Source organism: Corynebacterium sp. 22-2729 (genome assembly GCF_053479475.1).
Genome location: NZ_JBRBCA010000001.1, coordinates 175736 through 191789, shown reverse-complemented (window position 1 = coordinate 191789; position 16054 = coordinate 175736). Strand labels below are relative to the sequence as shown.

15 protein-coding genes are annotated in these 16054 nt (G+C 61.2%); 3 read left to right on the top strand and 12 right to left on the bottom strand.

What is annotated here, in order from left to right; genetic code table 11:
- Window positions 1-3 precede the first annotated feature (3 nt).
- The 9 genes from ACUY2T_RS00810 to ACUY2T_RS00770 all read right to left on the bottom strand — a co-directional run bounded on the left by ACUY2T_RS00810 (window position 4) and on the right by ACUY2T_RS00770 (window position 9758).
- Window positions 4-1215, bottom strand: a complete 1212-nt coding sequence (locus ACUY2T_RS00810) for an acetate kinase (RefSeq protein ID WP_448306968.1) — start codon at window positions 1213-1215, stop codon at window positions 4-6.
- Between the two features lie 68 nt (window positions 1216-1283).
- Window positions 1284-2735 (bottom strand): phosphate acetyltransferase, encoded by a 1452-nt coding sequence (pta, locus tag ACUY2T_RS00805; protein ID WP_448306966.1) that lies wholly within the window; start codon window positions 2733-2735, stop codon window positions 1284-1286.
- Window positions 2736-2831: 96 nt separating this feature from the next.
- Window positions 2832-3854 (bottom strand): sulfite exporter TauE/SafE family protein, encoded by a 1023-nt coding sequence (locus tag ACUY2T_RS00800; protein WP_448306964.1) that lies wholly within the window; start codon window positions 3852-3854, stop codon window positions 2832-2834.
- Between the two features lie 9 nt (window positions 3855-3863).
- Entirely contained in the window at window positions 3864-4622 is a 759-nt protein-coding gene (locus ACUY2T_RS00795) for a sirohydrochlorin chelatase (RefSeq protein WP_448306962.1), read from the bottom strand.
- A 1-nt stretch (window position 4623) separates the two neighbouring features.
- A complete protein-coding gene (locus ACUY2T_RS00790) occupies window positions 4624-5883 on the bottom strand; it encodes a sulfate adenylyltransferase subunit 1 (RefSeq protein WP_293792247.1) in 1260 nt (419 codons plus the stop codon).
- A complete protein-coding gene (gene cysD / locus ACUY2T_RS00785; protein WP_293792245.1) occupies window positions 5883-6797 on the bottom strand; it encodes a sulfate adenylyltransferase subunit CysD in 915 nt (304 codons plus the stop codon). The genes ACUY2T_RS00790 and cysD overlap by 1 nt, the downstream gene beginning before the upstream one ends.
- Window positions 6794-7594: a phosphoadenylyl-sulfate reductase gene (locus tag ACUY2T_RS00780; RefSeq protein ID WP_448306960.1), complete on the bottom strand. Its 801-nt coding sequence runs from the start codon at window positions 7592-7594 to the stop codon at window positions 6794-6796. The genes cysD and ACUY2T_RS00780 overlap by 4 nt, the downstream gene beginning before the upstream one ends.
- A gap of 244 nt (window positions 7595-7838) precedes the next feature.
- The gene (locus ACUY2T_RS00775; protein ID WP_296212312.1) at window positions 7839-8048 is read right to left on the bottom strand and encodes a hypothetical protein; all 210 of its coding nucleotides are present in this window, start codon (window positions 8046-8048) and stop codon (window positions 7839-7841) included.
- A 3-nt stretch (window positions 8049-8051) separates the two neighbouring features.
- On the bottom strand, window positions 8052-9758 hold the full coding sequence (locus ACUY2T_RS00770) for a nitrite/sulfite reductase (protein WP_448306958.1): 1707 nt from the start codon (window positions 9756-9758) through the stop codon (window positions 8052-8054).
- A gap of 329 nt (window positions 9759-10087) precedes the next feature.
- On the opposite strand from ACUY2T_RS00770, the gene ACUY2T_RS00765 reads away from it, so the two are divergent.
- Window positions 10088-11509 (top strand): FAD-dependent oxidoreductase, encoded by a 1422-nt coding sequence (locus ACUY2T_RS00765; protein WP_448306956.1) that lies wholly within the window; start codon window positions 10088-10090, stop codon window positions 11507-11509.
- Window positions 11510-11558: 49 nt separating this feature from the next.
- Window positions 11559-12119, top strand: a complete 561-nt coding sequence (locus ACUY2T_RS00760; protein ID WP_448306954.1) for a GNAT family N-acetyltransferase — start codon at window positions 11559-11561, stop codon at window positions 12117-12119.
- Here ACUY2T_RS00760 and trhO read toward each other — a convergent pair.
- Window positions 12116-13045: an oxygen-dependent tRNA uridine(34) hydroxylase TrhO gene (gene trhO, locus ACUY2T_RS00755; RefSeq protein ID WP_448306952.1), complete on the bottom strand. Its 930-nt coding sequence runs from the start codon at window positions 13043-13045 to the stop codon at window positions 12116-12118. The genes ACUY2T_RS00760 and trhO overlap by 4 nt on opposite strands.
- Before the next feature lie 16 nt (window positions 13046-13061).
- A complete protein-coding gene (gene purT, locus ACUY2T_RS00750) occupies window positions 13062-14297 on the bottom strand; it encodes a formate-dependent phosphoribosylglycinamide formyltransferase (RefSeq protein WP_448306950.1) in 1236 nt (411 codons plus the stop codon).
- A 119-nt stretch (window positions 14298-14416) separates the two neighbouring features.
- Between purT and ACUY2T_RS00745 the strand changes: the two genes are divergently transcribed.
- Window positions 14417-14851: a Rieske (2Fe-2S) protein gene (locus ACUY2T_RS00745; RefSeq protein ID WP_448306948.1), complete on the top strand. Its 435-nt coding sequence runs from the start codon at window positions 14417-14419 to the stop codon at window positions 14849-14851.
- Between the two features lie 16 nt (window positions 14852-14867).
- On the opposite strand, the gene ACUY2T_RS00740 is transcribed toward ACUY2T_RS00745, so the two are convergent.
- Window positions 14868-16031, bottom strand: coding sequence for an ATP-binding cassette domain-containing protein (locus ACUY2T_RS00740; protein ID WP_448306946.1), 1164 nt, complete (start codon window positions 16029-16031; stop codon window positions 14868-14870).
- Between the last annotated feature and the right edge of the window lie 23 nt (window positions 16032-16054).

Here is a 16054-nt window from a genome sequence, read left to right as displayed (position 1 = left end):
TAGTTACTGCTGCTCGGCCAGTGCCGTGGCCTGGCGGGCAATCGCCAGTTCCTCGTTCGTCGGTACTACGAACACCTTCACCGCAGAATCATCAGTCGAGATCTCACGGGCACCCACGATCCCCTCGGAGTTTTCGTTGCGTGCCTCGTCAATCTCGATACCGAAGTTCTGCAGGTCTGCCATAGCGTCGCGGCGCACCTGTGTCGCGTTCTCGCCCACTCCAGCGGTGAACACAATCGCATCCACACCGCCCAGGATCAACATGTAGGAACCAATGAATCGGCGCAGCGCGTGGATGTACACGTCGTAGGCCAGCTGCGCATTCTCATCGCCGTCCTCGATCAGATCCTTCAGCTCGCGGAAGTCGTTCACCCCGGCCATGCCCTTCAGACCGGACTCGCGGTTCAGCAACTTATCGATCTGATCCACCGTCATCCCACCGGAGCGCGCCAGGTGGAAAATAATGCCGGGGTCAATGTCACCGGAACGGGTGCCCATAACCACGCCGGCTAGGGGCGTCAATCCCATCGTCGTATCAATAGCCTTACCGCCGCGAATCGCGGCGGCGGAAGCACCGTTACCCAAGTGCAAAGTAATCTGCTTGATTTCCTCGGCGGGCTTATCCAGCAGCGCCGGCACCTTGGCGGAGACGTACTCGTGGCTTGTGCCATGGAAGCCATAGCGGCGAATGTCGTATTCCTCGGCGACGTCCTTCTTGATCGCGTAGTTCGCAGCGTGTTCGGGCAGCGTAGAGAAGAACGCGGTATCGAACACGGCGACGTGCGGGACGTGTTCCAGCAGCGCTCGGGCGTTTTCGATGCCGTCGATATTGGCCGGATTGTGTAGCGGCGCGAGTGGGATCAGTTCCCGCAGTTGCTCGATCACGTCGTCGTCGATCAGCACGGGCTCGGTGAATGTTGCCCCACCGTGAACTACACGGTGTCCGGCTGCGACCAGGTCGAGGTCTTGGGGACCGACGCCCAGAAGCGTCATCATGCCGAAAGCGCGTTCTAGGCCAACAGAGTGGCTCAGGATGGGACGGTTATCTTCCATCTTCGACGTCTCCGTCTGAATCTGGATGTGTCCCTTCTTCTCTCCGATCTTCTCGACGATGCCGGAGACAAAAGGATCCGCCGTCGCATCGGCTTCTGGGTCGAGCACTTGGAATTTGATGGAACTAGATCCCGAGTTGAGAACGAGTACGTACTTGGTCATTGGTTCTTAATCTTCTCTCTTCTTCTGATGCGTTCGCTGCCTGCGGCGCGTTCGCGTGGCCTGAAGCTCTATTTGGCCTGGATGGCGGTAATGGCCACGGTGTTTACGATGTCCGGCACGGTCGCGCCACGCGACAGGTCGTTCACCGGCTTGTTCAGACCCTGCAGGATCGGCCCCACGGCCAGTGCGTCGGCGGTGCGCTGTACGGCCTTGTAGGTGATGTTTCCGCAGTTCAGATCCGGGAAGATAAACACGGTAGCCTGGCCGGCGACAGCGGAGCCGGGTAGCTTTTTCTGGCCGACGGATTCCACTACCGCAGCGTCGAACTGCAGCGGGCCATCCAATTGCAGTTCCGGGTTGTTCTCCTGAGCCTTCTTTACAGCAGCGGCGACGGCTTCAACATCCGCGCCTGCGCCGGAGGTGCCTGTGGAGTAGCTCAGCATCGCCACCTTCGGCTCGATGCCGAACTGGGCGGCGGTCTGCGCGGATACTGCTGCGATCTCCGCCAACTGGTCGGGGGTGGGGTTCGGGTTCACGGCGCAGTCGCCGAAAGCCCACAGCACGCCGTCCATGACCATAAGGAAGATGGAGCTAACCACCGAGGAACCCGGCGCGGTCTTGATGATCTGGAAGGAGGGCTTGATGGTGTGTGCTGTGGTGTGTGCGGCACCGGAGACCATGCCATCGGCAATTCCCTTGTGCACCATCATCGTTGCGTAGTAGCTAATGTCGCGCATTGTCTCGCGCGCCTGATCCAAAGTCACTCCCTTGTGCTTGCGCAGCTCGGCGAATTCGGCGGCGAATTCCTCCAGCTGGTCACCAGCGGTGGGGTCGGTCAGCGTGGCACCGGACAGATCCAACCCCAGCTCCTTCGCACGGCTGGCGATATCATCCGGGTTACCGAGGATCGTCAGCTTGCACACCTTGGCGCGCAGCAGCTGGTCTGCTGCTGTGAGGATGCGGTCGTCTTCGCCCTCTGGCAGCACGATGTGTGCATTCTTCTCGCGAGCCTTGATCAGCAGGTTCCGCTCGAAGAGCTCTGGGCCGATCACCGGCTCCTTCTGCCCTTCAATGGTGGCAATGTCCTCCAGCGCAACGTGGCGAATCGCTTTGCCCTCGGCTTCAACGGCATTGGAGCCTGCCGACCCAGCTGCGGCGGTGGCGTCCACAAAAGAAATACCGGCAGGTGTGCGACCTGAGCGCACAAGCTGTCCCGAGGCAAGCTGTAGGGCCGTGGCATCCGCGGTGCCTCCCGCTAGCAGGTAGTGGGAGGCGCCGGCAGCCGCAGCCAGCCGCGAATCGAAGTTGATCTCGCCGGTGCCCAACAACACCGCACCGCTAGTGTCCGCACCATAGGCCGCGTCGAGGGCGGCGGCGAAGTCCGGGGCGGAGGGGCGAATGTTGTCGAAGATGTCGATGGCGCCTGCCTCCCCCAGGGCGTCCACAATGTCGGAGCGTCGCGCAGCGGCGCTAGCTATCGGCGAGATGACGGCATTGGTGCCAGCAGTTCCGTTAGACACAGCTCACAAACCTTCCTTAATGGAGTTCTATTTAACTTCCATTGTGCCTTGGACAGCACCGCACTGGCGATACTTGCGTGGAAGGTTTGTCCCTCCCTACCCCCTGGCGCGCGTCTTTTCGCGCTGTCGCTGTGTAGCTTCGTCTCGCTCTACTGTGTCTCGACGCCCACTCGTCTGTCGCTCCGGGGTGTCAGTTTCGCTATATGCGTTGCGCTGCTGAGAGTTATCCGGTTCTGGGTCGTCCCCGGTCAACGAGCGTTCCAGCAGGGAGCGCTTGCGCACAACAACGAGGGCAATGATTACGGCCAAGCCGATGAGGATCACGCCAACCACCCCAAGGAAACCGAAGTATTTCACCAGGCGCGTGGAGTTCAGCAGCATCAGCAGAGCGCCAACGACACCACCGAGTACTTCTGGCTTCATAATGGTCACGATCCAGGCGGCGATGGGAGCCGCAATGGCGCCGCCGACGAGGAGGCCGACGACCGGCTGCCAGTTTTCCGCCAATTCAGACCCCATGCCCGCGAAGAATCCAGCAGTGGCGGAGAGGGCGACCAGGAATTCGGCGGTATTGACGGTGCCGATGATGCGGCGCGGTTCTGCCTTGCCCACGCTCATCAGGGTAGAAGTAGTGACGGGTCCCCAGCCTCCACCGCCGGAGGCGTCGAGGAACCCCCCGGCCAAGCCCAGCCCCGCTAAACCGAAGCGGGAGCGGCGGGTGGTGGATACCGGTTGAGGGTCCTCCCCCTTCTTCCACGGCACGGCAACACTGCGCACGAGAACATACGCACCCAGCAGCACCAATAGGGTGGAGACGACGGGTTCGGCGGCTTTAGTGGAAAGGTTACTGAGCACATAAGCACCCATGAAGGCGCCGATGGCTCCAGGCACCCCAAGAGCTAGCACGGTTGGCCAGTGGACGTTCTTTAGCCTCCAGTGGGAAAGGCCGGAGAAGAGCGTGGTGCCGACCTCGGCCAGGTGCACGGCGGCGGAGGCGTGAGCAGGCCCCAGGCCGGAGAAAATCAGAAGTGTCGTTGCCGTGACGCCGAATGCCATGCCCAGCGCACCGTCGACTAATTGCGCTATCACGCCGACCAGAGCGAAAATCAAGATCTTCATGGGTTAGTCCTAGAAAGTTATGGGGGAAGAATGTCTTTGCAGTGCGCTAAAGGCGCGGTCAACCACGACCGGGGCGATCGCGTCACCTAGATGGCGCGTACACTTCCGGCCGTGCGGCATTCGGTTTTTGGCTCTATCCCAGAGCAAGCCGGGACTAACGAACAAGGGGACGGTGACGGTGTGATCGTCTGCGAAGTTCAACAGAGCGTCCGTATCACCACCGGGGTGGTTTCCAGTGGCGACGAAGGCGCGGGTGTGACGCATCTTCAGCCGGGAGCCGACGCGGCTGGCAAACTCGGCGATTCCCTCGTTTGCGCCGGGTTGGCTGGATCCCACGGAGTACAGAGCGAGTTTGTCGATGTTCGAAGCGCTTCCGGCAGTGTCGGCAAGATACTGAGCCGTAAAGTCAGCCACCAGCGCTTCCATGTCAGCACCGGTTCCCAAGCCATCGGCTAGGTGGAGCGTAAGCCCTGTGGAAGAGGTGGCGTCGATAGATTCTGCAGCTTCGGCAATAGCAGCGGGGACATCATGGCGAGCGTGGAAAGCCCTAGTGAAGAGCAGCGGAACCACCACAGCCTCGGTGTACCCCGCTGCCACAATGCGATAGGCAACGGTAGCGAGGGTGGCTGGGTGGAAGTCCAAAAAAGTGGCGAAGGCCGGCACCCCAGTGCTAGCGGAAATGCGCTCGGCGATGTCGAATACCGCCTGATCCGCCTGTGGGTGGCGGGATCCATGCGCTAAGCAAATGATGGGTACCGGGCCGGTCATGTTAGTTCACCAAACCTGCGGTGAGAGTATCGCCGGTGCCGGGGTTCACCAGCAGCAATGAACCGACTCGGCCACCGCGACGATAAGGTTCGACCGGTAGCGGCTCGGCCACCGTCACGCGCACCTCCGCGATGTCGTTCAGCGCCAGCTCGTCGGCACTGCCGTGGGCGATTTCCTCATCGCTGCGGTTACGGCCGGAGATGTCCACGCGGCGAATAACCTCATCCACTCGTCCGCGTACCAGTGCAGTGCCGTAGCGCACCAGCACGTTGCTGCGCAGACGTACCGGGGTTTCGGCAAGGTGGAACACCGTGGCGGTGAAGGACTGTTGCGGCTCCGGCAGATCCGGCGCCGCGATGATGTCCCCACGGGACAGGTCGATGTCGCGGTCCAGACGGAGGGATACGGATTCGCCGCGGGTGGCGGACTGCTGCTCCCCTGCGGGGCCGTCGATTCCCTCGATGACTGCCTCGCGACCATCAGCCAGAACCGTATCGCCGACGGACACCGTGCCAGCGGTGACCCGTCCCGCATAGCCGCGGTAGTCGGTAGCGTGATCGCGGATGACGATCTGGATTGGGAATCGCAAGCCACGCTCCACGTCCACGGTGTTCTTCGCTGGCTCGGTGGTCTCCAGGATCTCTAACACCGATGGACCGGTGTACCACGGGGTGTTCTGGCTGCGCTCGACGACATTGTCACCCAGCAGGGCAGAGGTCGGGATTACATCGACGTGTGCCAGGCCCAGCTCGGAGACCAAAGCGTCGACATCGGACTTGACCTCGTTGAAGACATTCTCGTCATAGTCCACCGCATCGATCTTGTTCACAGCGACGATCACGTGGGAGATCTTCATCATCGCCGCCACGGTCAGGTGGCGACGGGTCTGCTCGATCACGCCATTGCGGGCGTCAACCAGAACGATGACCAGCTCCGAGGTGGATAGGCCCGTGACGGTGTTGCGCGTGTACTGCACGTGCCCGGGGGTATCGGCCAGGATGAAGCTGCGCTTATCGGTGGCGAAGTAACGGTAGGCAACATCGATGGTGATGCCCTGTTCGCGTTCGGCACGCAGGCCATCGACCAGCAACGAAAGGTCGGGGTTTTCCAGCCCCTTGGCGTTGGAAACGCGCTCAACGGACTCGTACTGGTCGGCCAGGATGGACTTCGTATCGTGCAGCAGGCGGCCCACGAAGGTCGATTTTCCGTCGTCGACGGAGCCGGCGGTGCACAGGCGGAGGGTCGGCAGGTTGGTGGACATCAGAAGTAACCTTCCTTCTTGCGATCCTCCATGGAGGACTCACTGAGCTTGTCGTCGGCACGGGTGGCGCCGCGCTCGGTGGTGGTGGACTGGCGGATCTCTTCGATCACGTCCTCGATGGTCGTGGCGGTGGAAAGAACTGCGCCAGTGCAGCTCATGTCGCCGACAGTGCGATAGCGCACGGTCTTTTCCACAAGCTCCTCGCCGTCCTTCGGTCCGCCCCATTCGCCTGGGGTCAGCCACATGCCATTACGATTAAAGACTTCGCGCTGGTGGGAGTAGTAGATGGCCGGAACCTCAACATTGCGGTCGCGGATGTAGTCCCACACGTCAGCTTCAGTCCAGTTGGAGATTGGGAACACGCGGATGTTTTCGCCCACCTGGTGGCGGCCGTTGTACAAGCCCCACAGCTCCGGGCGCTGGCGGCGTGGGTTCCAGCCGCCGAAGCTATCGCGTACAGAGAACACACGTTCCTTAGCGCGGGCTTTCTCTTCATCGCGGCGGGCACCACCCAGCACAGCGTCATAGCCACGGTTCTGGATCGTCTCCACCAGTGGCACGGTCTGCAGTGGGTTGCGGGTGCCATCGGGGCGCTCCTGGATCGCGCCGCTGTCAATCCAGTCCTGTACGGCGGCAACGTGCAGTGTCACCTTTGGATCTGCAGCGATCTTGTCGCGGAACTCGATGACCTCCGGGAAGTTGTGGCCGGTATCCACGTGCACCAGTTCAAAGGGCACGGGGGCGGGGTGGAATGCGCGCTTGGCTAGTTCCAAAACCACGACGGAATCCTTGCCGCCGGAAAACAGCAGCGCAGGACGGTCGAACTGGCCTGCTACCTCGCGCAGGATCTCGATTGCTTCCGCCTCCAAGCTCGCCAGGTGGGGCGAAAGGGCGGTGTTGTTATCAGTGCTCATGTGTGAAGTCCGCATTCTGTCTTGTTGGAGTCGGCCCAGCGGCCGGATCGGGGGTCCTGTCCAGGGGCAACCGGCAGGGTGCAAGTTTCGCAGCCGATCGACGGGTAGCCCTGCTTAGTTAGGGGGTTGATGATCAGCTCGTGGTCAGCGATGTAGGCCTCCACGTCCTCGTCACTCCAGGCGACGATGGGGTTGATCTTCAGTCGGCCGGTGCGGTCCACGTCCAGCACCGGGGTGTTGGCGCGCAGGGCATTGTCCACGCGGCGCACGCCGGTGATCCAGGCGTTGAAGGGGTTGAGCATTCGCGCCAGGGGCTCGACCTTGCGCATGCGGCAGCAAGCGGTGTTGTCGCGGGAGTACAGGCGCGGACCGTAGACCTTGTCCTGCTCCTCGCGGCTGAGTACCGGGGTGATGTTTTCCAGTGGCAGGTTGTAGCGCTGCTGTACCTTGTCGCGGGTTTCGAGTGTCTCGGCAAAGTGGTAGCCGGTGTCCAGGAAGACCAGTTCCGCGCGGTCTTCCGCCAGGCGGCCTTCTGCCAGCTCAGCCAGGACGGTGTCCTGCATGGACATGGTCACGGCGACCTTGCCGGGTACGTGTTCCGCCACCCATTCCATGATTTCTTCGGCGTTGGCGCCCTCTAGCTTGTCGTTCCACTCGGCAACGAGCTGCTCGTTGGCGGCTCGCTCCTTGTCACTCAGTGGCGTGGTCTTGGTCGGCGCGCCCTTCGGACTCTCGGCGGGGTCTCGGAAGTCATCCGAATTCCCGCTGAGCAGGCCGGTCGCATCTACCAGGCTCATGAGCTCCTCTTCTCGGGTTGATGTTTGTCGTTTTGAAGTTGATGTTTTTCAGAACTCGGGGGAACTCTTGGTTATTCCCTAGACAGACCGATCGGTCTGTATTGGCTTTCACCACAATAGACCAATCTGTCCATTCCTACAACCGGGTTCAAGATTCTTTGTGACGCCCCCACCGTCGCGAACTACCCAAAGGCCACGAATGGCCTCATAAGGGGGAGGCGAAGGGGCGTCAATAAAAGGTCAGTTACAACAGCTGTCCGTGGAACTTGACGGAGAAAACCCGCATACACTCCCGGCACTGCCAAGCGTTGTCGGTCTCTGCGTCCGGAAACAGATTCTGGGACATGCAGTAGGGGCAATTGTTCACCGTCGCACGGCGGGCATTGGGGTGCCCCACACGGCCGCCGACCTGCTCGTTCACACTCGGGAGGGAGTCGGAATCAGGAACACTCATGGGCTACACCAACAACTCGTCGTCGGCGCGGATAACCCAATCGCGGAATTCCTCACCCTCGTTACGATGAGACTTGAAGTTCTCCACGATGCGCACCACATAGTCCCCCAGGTCCTTGGAGTAGACCTGGTTGCCGCGGACCTTCTTGCCAAAGTGTGGCTCCATACCGATAGTGCCGCCGAGGTGCACCTGGAAGCCCTCCACTCGTTCCCCTTCGTCGGTCGTGAGAATCTTGCCCGACAGCCCGATATCCGCCACCTGAGTACGGGCGCAGGAGTTCGGGCAGCCATTAAGGCTGATCTTCAGCGGCACATCGAGGTCGCCGAGGCGATCTTCCAACTCATCAACCAGTGCGATGGCGCGCTGCTTGGTGACAACGTGAGCCAGCTTGCAGAACTCCAGGCCAGTACAGGAGATGATGTCGCGACGGAAAGCCGAGGGCTTGGCAGACAGGCCGAGTTCTTCCAGGTCTGCAGCCAAAGCCTCGGCAGCTTCGCGCTCCAGATCCAGGAACAATAGCTCCTTATCGGGAGTGGTGCGGATGTTGGTGGTGCCGTGTTTTTCCGCCAGGTCGGCAAGCTGCTGCAGTTGCTTACCATCGGTGTGGCCAACCGTGGGTTTTACGCCCAGATAGAACTTGCCATCCTTTTGCTCGTGCAGGCCGACATGATCGCGGTAACCGGGGTACTCCCCCGGCGCCGGGCCGTCCAGCAGCGGGCGCTTGAGATACTCGTTTTCCAGCACTTCACGGAACTTTTCCACACCCCAGTCGGCGACCAGGAACTTCAGGCGGGCGCGGTTACGCATGCGACGGTAGCCATAGTCGCGGAAGATTCGCACCACACCAGCCCATACCTCGGGCACCTCTTCGAGCGGCACCCACACACCTAGACGCTGCGCGAGCATCGGGTTAGTGGACAGGCCACCGCCGACCCAGACATCAAAGCCGGGGCCATGTTCCGGATGCTCGGAGCCAATAAAGGCCAGGTCTTGGATTTCGTGGGTGACGTCCTGGCGGGAGTGCCCGGAGATTGCGGACTTAAACTTGCGGGGCAGGTTGCCAAATTCAGGGTCGGGCAGCAGCTCTTTTTTGATCTTCTCGATGGCCGGACGGCCATCGACAATCTCATCCTTGGCAATACCGGCGACTGGAGAGCCAAGGATGACGCGCGGTACGTCGCCGCAACCAAAGAAGGAATCCAGGCCAACCTTTGCCAACTCATCCCAGATCGTCGGAACGTCCTCGATACGAATCCAGTGCAGCTGCACGTTCTGCCGGTCAGTGAAGTCGGCAGTGTTACGCGCATACTTTTCGGAAATCTCACCGATGGTGCGCAGGCCGGCCGAGCTCACCACACCGCCATCGAGGCGGATACGCATCATGAAGTAGTTATCCTGCAGCTCAGCATTGGTGAGGGTCGAGGTCTTTTCACCATCGAGCCCCTGCTTGCGCTGCGTATACATACCAACCCACTTGAAGCGTGGGGCGAGATCTTCCGCCGGGATGGAGTCAAACCCTTCCTTGGAATAGATGTCACGGATGCGCTGCATCACGCTAAATCCAGGATCCTCCTGCTTGATTCGCTCGTCGTCATTGAGCGGCTCTCGGCCATCGACAGCCCACTGCCCTTGGGGCTTGCGCTGCTTCTTGCGGCGCGGACGTGCCGGCTTCTGTGCGGCGTCCGCTCCGGTGGTCGATTCGGTCGTCATCGTCTCTCAACCTCTGTCTAGACTGATCAGTCTGTCTGCATTGTCCGGTTCAGGTTAGATGGCATCTCGCACAAATTCAAGCGATTTCTTGATTTTTGTAGACAGAGTTGTCTATAGTTCGTGGAGTTACCCGCGGTGACCCCGATGTAGTGACCCCGTATGGAATTTCGCTACATTGGACTGTGTTATTTCATAAGCAGTTCGAACGCTTCATGCGGTTCACCCGGCGCGATACAACAATCGCTCCGCGCGAGCTCAATATGCGAGTTCAGCACCGCGGTTTACCCACGACCGAAGTACGACCCGAATAAGAAGGATTTGCACCAGACATGCCCGAGAATCGCCCCCTTCGCATTGCAGTCATCGGCTCCGGCCCGGCAGGTATCTACGCCTCCGACGCACTAACGAAGTCTGAGGCTGACGTTAGCGTCGACATTTACGAGCGCATGCCGGCACCCTTCGGCCTCATCCGCTACGGAGTTGCTCCCGACCACCCGCGCATCAAGGGCATCATCAAATCCCTGCACAAGGTGATGGATAAGCCCGAGATCCGCCTGTTCGGCAACATCAATGTCGGCCAGGACGTCACCATCGACGAACTAAAGCAGTTCTACGATGCCGTCATCTACGCCACGGGTGCCACCGATGACCGCCCGCTAAACATCCCCGGCGGCGAGCACACCATCGGTGCGGGAGAATTCGTCGGTTTCTACGACGCTAACCCGTACTTCGAGGAAAAGTGGGACCTGTCCGCTGACTCTGTCGCCGTGGTCGGCGTCGGTAACGTCGCCCTCGACGTCGCCCGCGTGCTGGCTAAGACCGGCGACGAGCTAAAGGTCACCGAGATTCCGGACAACGTATACGACTCCCTAAAGGACAACCAGGCCAAGGAGGTGCATGTCTTTGGCCGTCGCGGTCCGGCACAAGCGAAGTTCACCCCGCTGGAGCTGAAGGAACTGAACGATTCCGACACCATCGAGATCGTTATTGATCCAGAGGACATCCAGTACGACGAGGGCTCCGAAGAGGCACGCCGCGCATCCAAGATCCAGGACATGGTCTGTACCCGTCTGGAGCAATACGCCATCGCCGACCCGAAGGGCGCTCCTCACAAGCTCTTCATCCACTTCTTCGAGTCTCCTGTCGAGGTTAAGTCCGACGCCGAAGGCCGCGTGACTGCCTTTGTCACCGAACGCACCGAGCTCAATGGCGATGGCTCTGTTTCTGGTACCGGCAAGCTCACCGAGTGGCCGGTGGGCGCGGTCTACCGCGCCGTGGGTTACAAGTCCGATGAGCAGCCTGGCCTGCCCTGGGATGAGCGTCAGAACGTGCTGCCCAACGTCGGTGGCCGTGTGCTGACCGAAGGACCAACCGCCGACGGCATCGCGGGCGTGCCCGGTTCCGCTGACCCGGAGGCAGAAAAGCGCGAGCGCCTGCCCGGCGTCTACACCACCGGCTGGGTCCGCCGCGGCCCGGTTGGCCTGATCGGCAACACCAAGGGCGATGCGAACGAGGCTGTGGCCAACCTGCTGGAGGATGCCGCCAACGGCATCGGTTTTAACCCCGAGAAGCCAGAGCTTGAGGCCGTAGAGGCCTTCCTGGAAGAAAAGGGCATTGACCACACCACCTGGGATGGCTGGTACAGCCTGGATAAGCACGAGCGCGAGCTCGGCGAGGCCGAAGGCCGCGAGCGCAAGAAGGTGCGCGAGTGGGCTGAGATGCTGCACCACGCCAAGGGTAAGAACGTCTAAGCAGGGATACTGAAAGAGGAATACGCAACACCTAGGAAAACGCAACACCGTGGCTAACACTCCCTCCCCTGCTGCCAGCGCCGCCGAGTTCCCGGATGTTCATTTCACCGGGCGCGCCCTACTGGCAATGCCCGCCCAGCAGCTGCATCCGCTGTACAAGTTGCGCGTGGACGTGTTCGTCCATGAACAGCAGACACCTTTCGCGGAGATCGACGATATCGATCCGCACCCGAATACCCACCATGTGCTGGCCTATATCCACCCCGGCAGTGGCCCGGAGTACCCCTTCGGCCAGCCGGATCCAGGATCTCCCCTGCGCCTGGTGGGCACCGCCCGCGTGTATGGCAAGCCAGATAACCAGCACATTGGTCGCATGTGCGTGGCCAAGGATGTCCGCGGACGCGGCATCGCCACGCAAATCATGGAGCAGGCGCTGGAGGTCTGCAAGGGCCGTGCCGCCGCATTAGACCCGACTACCCAGGTTGCCCGCGTCTCCCTCAACGCCCAGGAGCAGGTGCAGGACTTCTACGCAAAATTCGGCTTCAAGCCTGTTGGGGAGCCTTTTGAGGAGGAAGGCATCCCGCACGTCACGATGGAGTTGGAGCTCTAGCCCGCCATCTCCGCCGCTACCTCGGCACATTCCTTACGCCCGCAGGTAGCACTCTCCGGGTCCGCAGCGCAGCTATCACACAGCAGAATCTGCTCGCGGCACTGCTCATTCACACAGTTATGGAAATCGTTGGTCGCGTGACCACACGCTCGGCAGCGGCCCAGCGTAGCGGCGTCATCACTAAATTCCATGTGCATACGCCCGTCGAAGACATACAGGGAACCCTCCCATAGACCCTGGTCACCGTACTTTTCCCCATAGCGGACGATGCCACCGTCGATCTGATAAACCTCCTCGAACCCGCGGTTCTTCATCAGCGAGCTGAGGATTTCGCAGCGGATGCCGCCGGTGCAGTATGTGACGACAGGCTTGTCCTTCAGATGGTCGTATTTGCCAGATTCAATCTCGCCGATGAAGTCGTGGGTAGTACGTACATCGGGCACCACCGCATTCTTAAACTTGCCGATCTCCGCCTCCATGGCATTGCGCCCGTCGAAGAAAACCACCTCGTCGCCACGCTTTTCCACCAGGTCGTTGACTTCCTCCGGCTTCAGGTGCACGCCACCACCGATCACGCCGTTTTCATCCACCTTCAACTCATCCGGGGCGCCGAAGGCCACAATCTCCTCGCGCACCTTCACGGACAGGCGCGGGAAGTCGTCGGCTGAACCAGAGGACCACTTGAACTCCATCTTCTTGAAGCCTGGGAATTCGCGGGTGCGCCGCACATACTGCTTGCAGCTAGCCAGCGATCCGCCGACGGTGCCATTGATGCCGTGCTTGCTGATGAGGATGCGCCCCTTCAGTTCCAACTGCTCGCACAGCGCACGTTGCCACAGCATCACCGCGGTCGGGTCGTCGATCGGGGTGAAGCAGTAGTACAGCAGAATGCGGGTTTCATTGAGGTCGGTTGCGCTATGTCCCATACCCCGAAGTTTAGGACTACTGCCCCTGTTCTGCGAAAACCGTCGGCCGCACCGTGACGTACCCCGCAGCTTCCTCCGCCCGCTGGCGCGCCTCGTCAATGCTTTCTGCAGTGGTCACTGCCACTCCCATTCGCCGCCGCGTTAGCGCCCGGGGTTTGCCGAAGAGGTAAACGTTAGTTTCCTCCACTGCCATTGCCTTCTCGACGCCCATATATTCGATATCGCCGTCGTACCTTTCGGCACAGCGGATTACCGCGGAAGCCCCCGGGGAAATCAGCGTGGTATCAATCGGCAACCCAAGAATGGCGCGTGCGTGCAAGTCGAACTCTGAGAACCGCTGGGTGCCAAGCGTAACCATGCCCGTATCGTGCGGGCGAGGGCTTACTTCGGAGAAGTAGACGTCATTGCCCTTGACGAATAGCTCTACGCCGAACACGCCACGCCCGCCCAAGGCGGTGGCGATACGGGCGGCGATACTGCGTGCGGTGTCCAAGGCATCTTCGGACATGTACGCGGGCTGCCAGGATTCCACATAGTCGCCGCGATCCTGGCGGTGGCCGATGGGTTCGCAGAACCAGGTGGCCTCCCGGCCTGTGGCGGGATCGATGGAGCGCACGGCGAGGATGGTGACCTCGTAGTCGAAAGGAATGTACTGCTCCACCATGACGCGCTGCACGTTTGTGCGGGAATTTTTGATGGCCTCGTTCCAGGCGACTTCGAGCTCATCGACTCCGCCAACATAGCTCTGACCTGCGCCGGAATGCCCCATGACGGGCTTGACCACACATGGGTAGCCGATCTCCTCGGCGGCGCGAGCTAGTTCATCGGCGGTGGAGGCAAAACGGAAGGCGCTATTCGGCAGACCCAGTTTGTCGTGGGCGAAGGTGCGGATGCCCTCACGGTTCATGGTCAGCCTGTTGGCGAGGGCGGTCGGTACGACGGAGGCCACACCCTCGGCTTCGATTTCCTGCAGTACGTCTGCGGGGATGAACTCCACGTCCGGGACGATGAACTGCGGGGCAACTTCGCGTACTAGCTGCCTGATCGATTCCCCGTCGTAGATGTCCATAACGTGTGCCTTGTTGGCCACGTGGTGCGCGGGAGCACCGGCGTATCGGTCCGCAGCGTGTACCTCTACGCCCAAGCGCTGCAGGGCGACGGCGAGTTCCCTCCCCAGCTCGCTGGCGCCAAGCAGCAGGACTTTCAGAGAGGAGGGAGTCAGTGGGGTACCAATTGCCTCGGGTGTGTACATATTCACTCACCTTACTTATGCCCGTATATTTACGCTGCCACCCGCCCCGTCCGGCCTGCCCTACCCCGCCTCGTCGCGCAGGCTTGTCGGACGCTCAACCTGATGGAAGGATCAAAGCTATGAGCGAAACGCAGCGTGACTCTCAAGCTCACAACCCCCTGCCCTGTTCCCGCCGTTCTTTCCTGCGCGGCGTGGCCGTTGCCACCGCCGCTACAGCCTCCGGCGCACTGCTGGCGGCTTGCGCCAGTGAAGAGGTCGTAGCGAAGGCCGATGCCGCGGATCTGGAGGTCGGAGGCTCCACGATTCTGGATGGTTGGGTACTCTCCCGCCCCGGCGAGAACGAGTACAAGGCGTTCTCCACTACCTGCCCGCATGCTGGCGGCACCATCGACTCCATTGAGAAGTCCGGGGACATCACTGTGGCAGTGTGCCCCAAGCACATGTCCAAGTTTGATGTCGCCACCGGAGATGTCGTGGAGGGGCCTTCGCGCGATCCGATGAGCCCGGCTAAGAAGGTCGAGCGCAACGGCGATTCCATCGAGATCACCAACTAGCTGGACGTGTTTTTAACTAGCCGACCATATCTGTGCGCATATCTATGCGCACATCGCTCACGTGCTCTGCGAAGCGTGCGTCATGGCATGTCCACAGCACCGTCGGTGCCCCCGGCGTGGCTGCCCCAATGAGTTGGGCATATTCCCCTGCTGTATAGCGGTGTATCAGCTCCGCTAGTTCGCGATAGCCCGGCGCGTCCAGCCCCACGGTGGGTTCGTCCAGCATCACCAGATCAGCTCCGCGCACCATCGCCGCTGCGACAAGCACGATCCGCCTTTTCGCTGCCGGCACATCGAGCGGGTGCGTGCCTGCCCACGGCCCCAGCCCTGCGAAGTCAATGACTGCGGCAGCAAGCTCTTCCCCCGCACCCACGGCCAATTCGTCAGCCACGGTGCGGCATGTCACGGCCTGATCCATCTGCGTGGGCGCCCAGCCCTTAAGCCCCTCGGCACGTAGGGTTCCGCGGTACTTCAATAGTCCCAGGGCACCGAGGAACAGGGTCGTTTTTCCACATCCGTTCGGCCCAGCTAGGTGCACCACACGTCCTGCGGGAACATCCATGTTTATTGGGCCGACGCCACCTCGGCGGAAAACCACATCCCGCGCCAACAAGGCCGTCCCTGCGTCTCCCTGCGCAGCAGTCTGCATAGTCACCACGCCGGCTGCAGGCTGCGGAGCGGTGGCGCGCGTCAGGGTGCCATCGGCGTTCAGGCGTTGGTGCGTAGGGGCGTCATCGCTTAAGGGTGAACCTGCGCGATCATAAACGGTCACGGGCCCTGTGAAGTCCGCAAGGGTGCTACGCAGGGTCTCGACGGCGGAGGCATCCAGCCCATCCAAAGGACAATCGAGCACCAACGCATCGGGGCGTGCGAGCAGTGCCGCGGCAATCGCCACGCGCCGGGTTTGACCTGTCGACAGGGTGGCGGGGTTCTGCTCTGCCTGCGCTTCCAAGCCCCACAGCCGCAGGGCTGCATCTACCCGAGCTTGCATCTCCGCCTGCTCTACACCGCGCTGCTCCATGGGAAAAGCGAGCTCTTCAGCGACCGTGTTGCGCAGCAGGGAAATGTGCGCGCTGGCCTCGTTGCCGACCCATGCCGCGCCCGTCTTTTCTGCGTACGACCAGGCATGTTCGGATAGTCCGACGCCACTATCCCCCCAGATGTACGTAGTCAAAGGCATGGTTCGCGCAAAGGTCTTTCTGG

What these genes read in the sequence shown, in the direction of transcription:
- cysD (WP_293792245.1), bottom strand. Translation starts at nt 6,797, where the DNA reads ATGAGCACTGATAACAACACCGCCCTTTCGCCCCACCTGGCGAGCTTG.
- ACUY2T_RS00795 (WP_448306962.1), bottom strand. Translation starts at nt 4,622, where the DNA reads ATGACCGGCCCGGTACCCATCATTTGCTTAGCGCATGGATCCCGCCAC.
- purT (WP_448306950.1), bottom strand. Translation starts at nt 14,297, where the DNA reads ATGTACACACCCGAGGCAATTGGTACCCCACTGACTCCCTCCTCTCTG.
- ACUY2T_RS00780 (WP_448306960.1), bottom strand. Translation starts at nt 7,594, where the DNA reads ATGAGCCTGGTAGATGCGACCGGCCTGCTCAGCGGGAATTCGGATGAC.
- ACUY2T_RS00765 (WP_448306956.1), top strand. Translation starts at nt 10,088, where the DNA reads ATGCCCGAGAATCGCCCCCTTCGCATTGCAGTCATCGGCTCCGGCCCG.
- trhO (WP_448306952.1), bottom strand. Translation starts at nt 13,045, where the DNA reads ATGGGACATAGCGCAACCGACCTCAATGAAACCCGCATTCTGCTGTAC.
- ACUY2T_RS00775 (WP_296212312.1), bottom strand. Translation starts at nt 8,048, where the DNA reads ATGAGTGTTCCTGATTCCGACTCCCTCCCGAGTGTGAACGAGCAGGTC.
- ACUY2T_RS00800 (WP_448306964.1), bottom strand. Translation starts at nt 3,854, where the DNA reads ATGAAGATCTTGATTTTCGCTCTGGTCGGCGTGATAGCGCAATTAGTC.
- ACUY2T_RS00740 (WP_448306946.1), bottom strand. Translation starts at nt 16,031, where the DNA reads ATGCCTTTGACTACGTACATCTGGGGGGATAGTGGCGTCGGACTATCC.
- ACUY2T_RS00770 (WP_448306958.1), bottom strand. Translation starts at nt 9,758, where the DNA reads ATGACGACCGAATCGACCACCGGAGCGGACGCCGCACAGAAGCCGGCA.
- ACUY2T_RS00745 (WP_448306948.1), top strand. Translation starts at nt 14,417, where the DNA reads ATGAGCGAAACGCAGCGTGACTCTCAAGCTCACAACCCCCTGCCCTGT.
- ACUY2T_RS00790 (WP_293792247.1), bottom strand. Translation starts at nt 5,883, where the DNA reads ATGTCCACCAACCTGCCGACCCTCCGCCTGTGCACCGCCGGCTCCGTC.
- ACUY2T_RS00810 (WP_448306968.1), bottom strand. Translation starts at nt 1,215, where the DNA reads ATGACCAAGTACGTACTCGTTCTCAACTCGGGATCTAGTTCCATCAAA.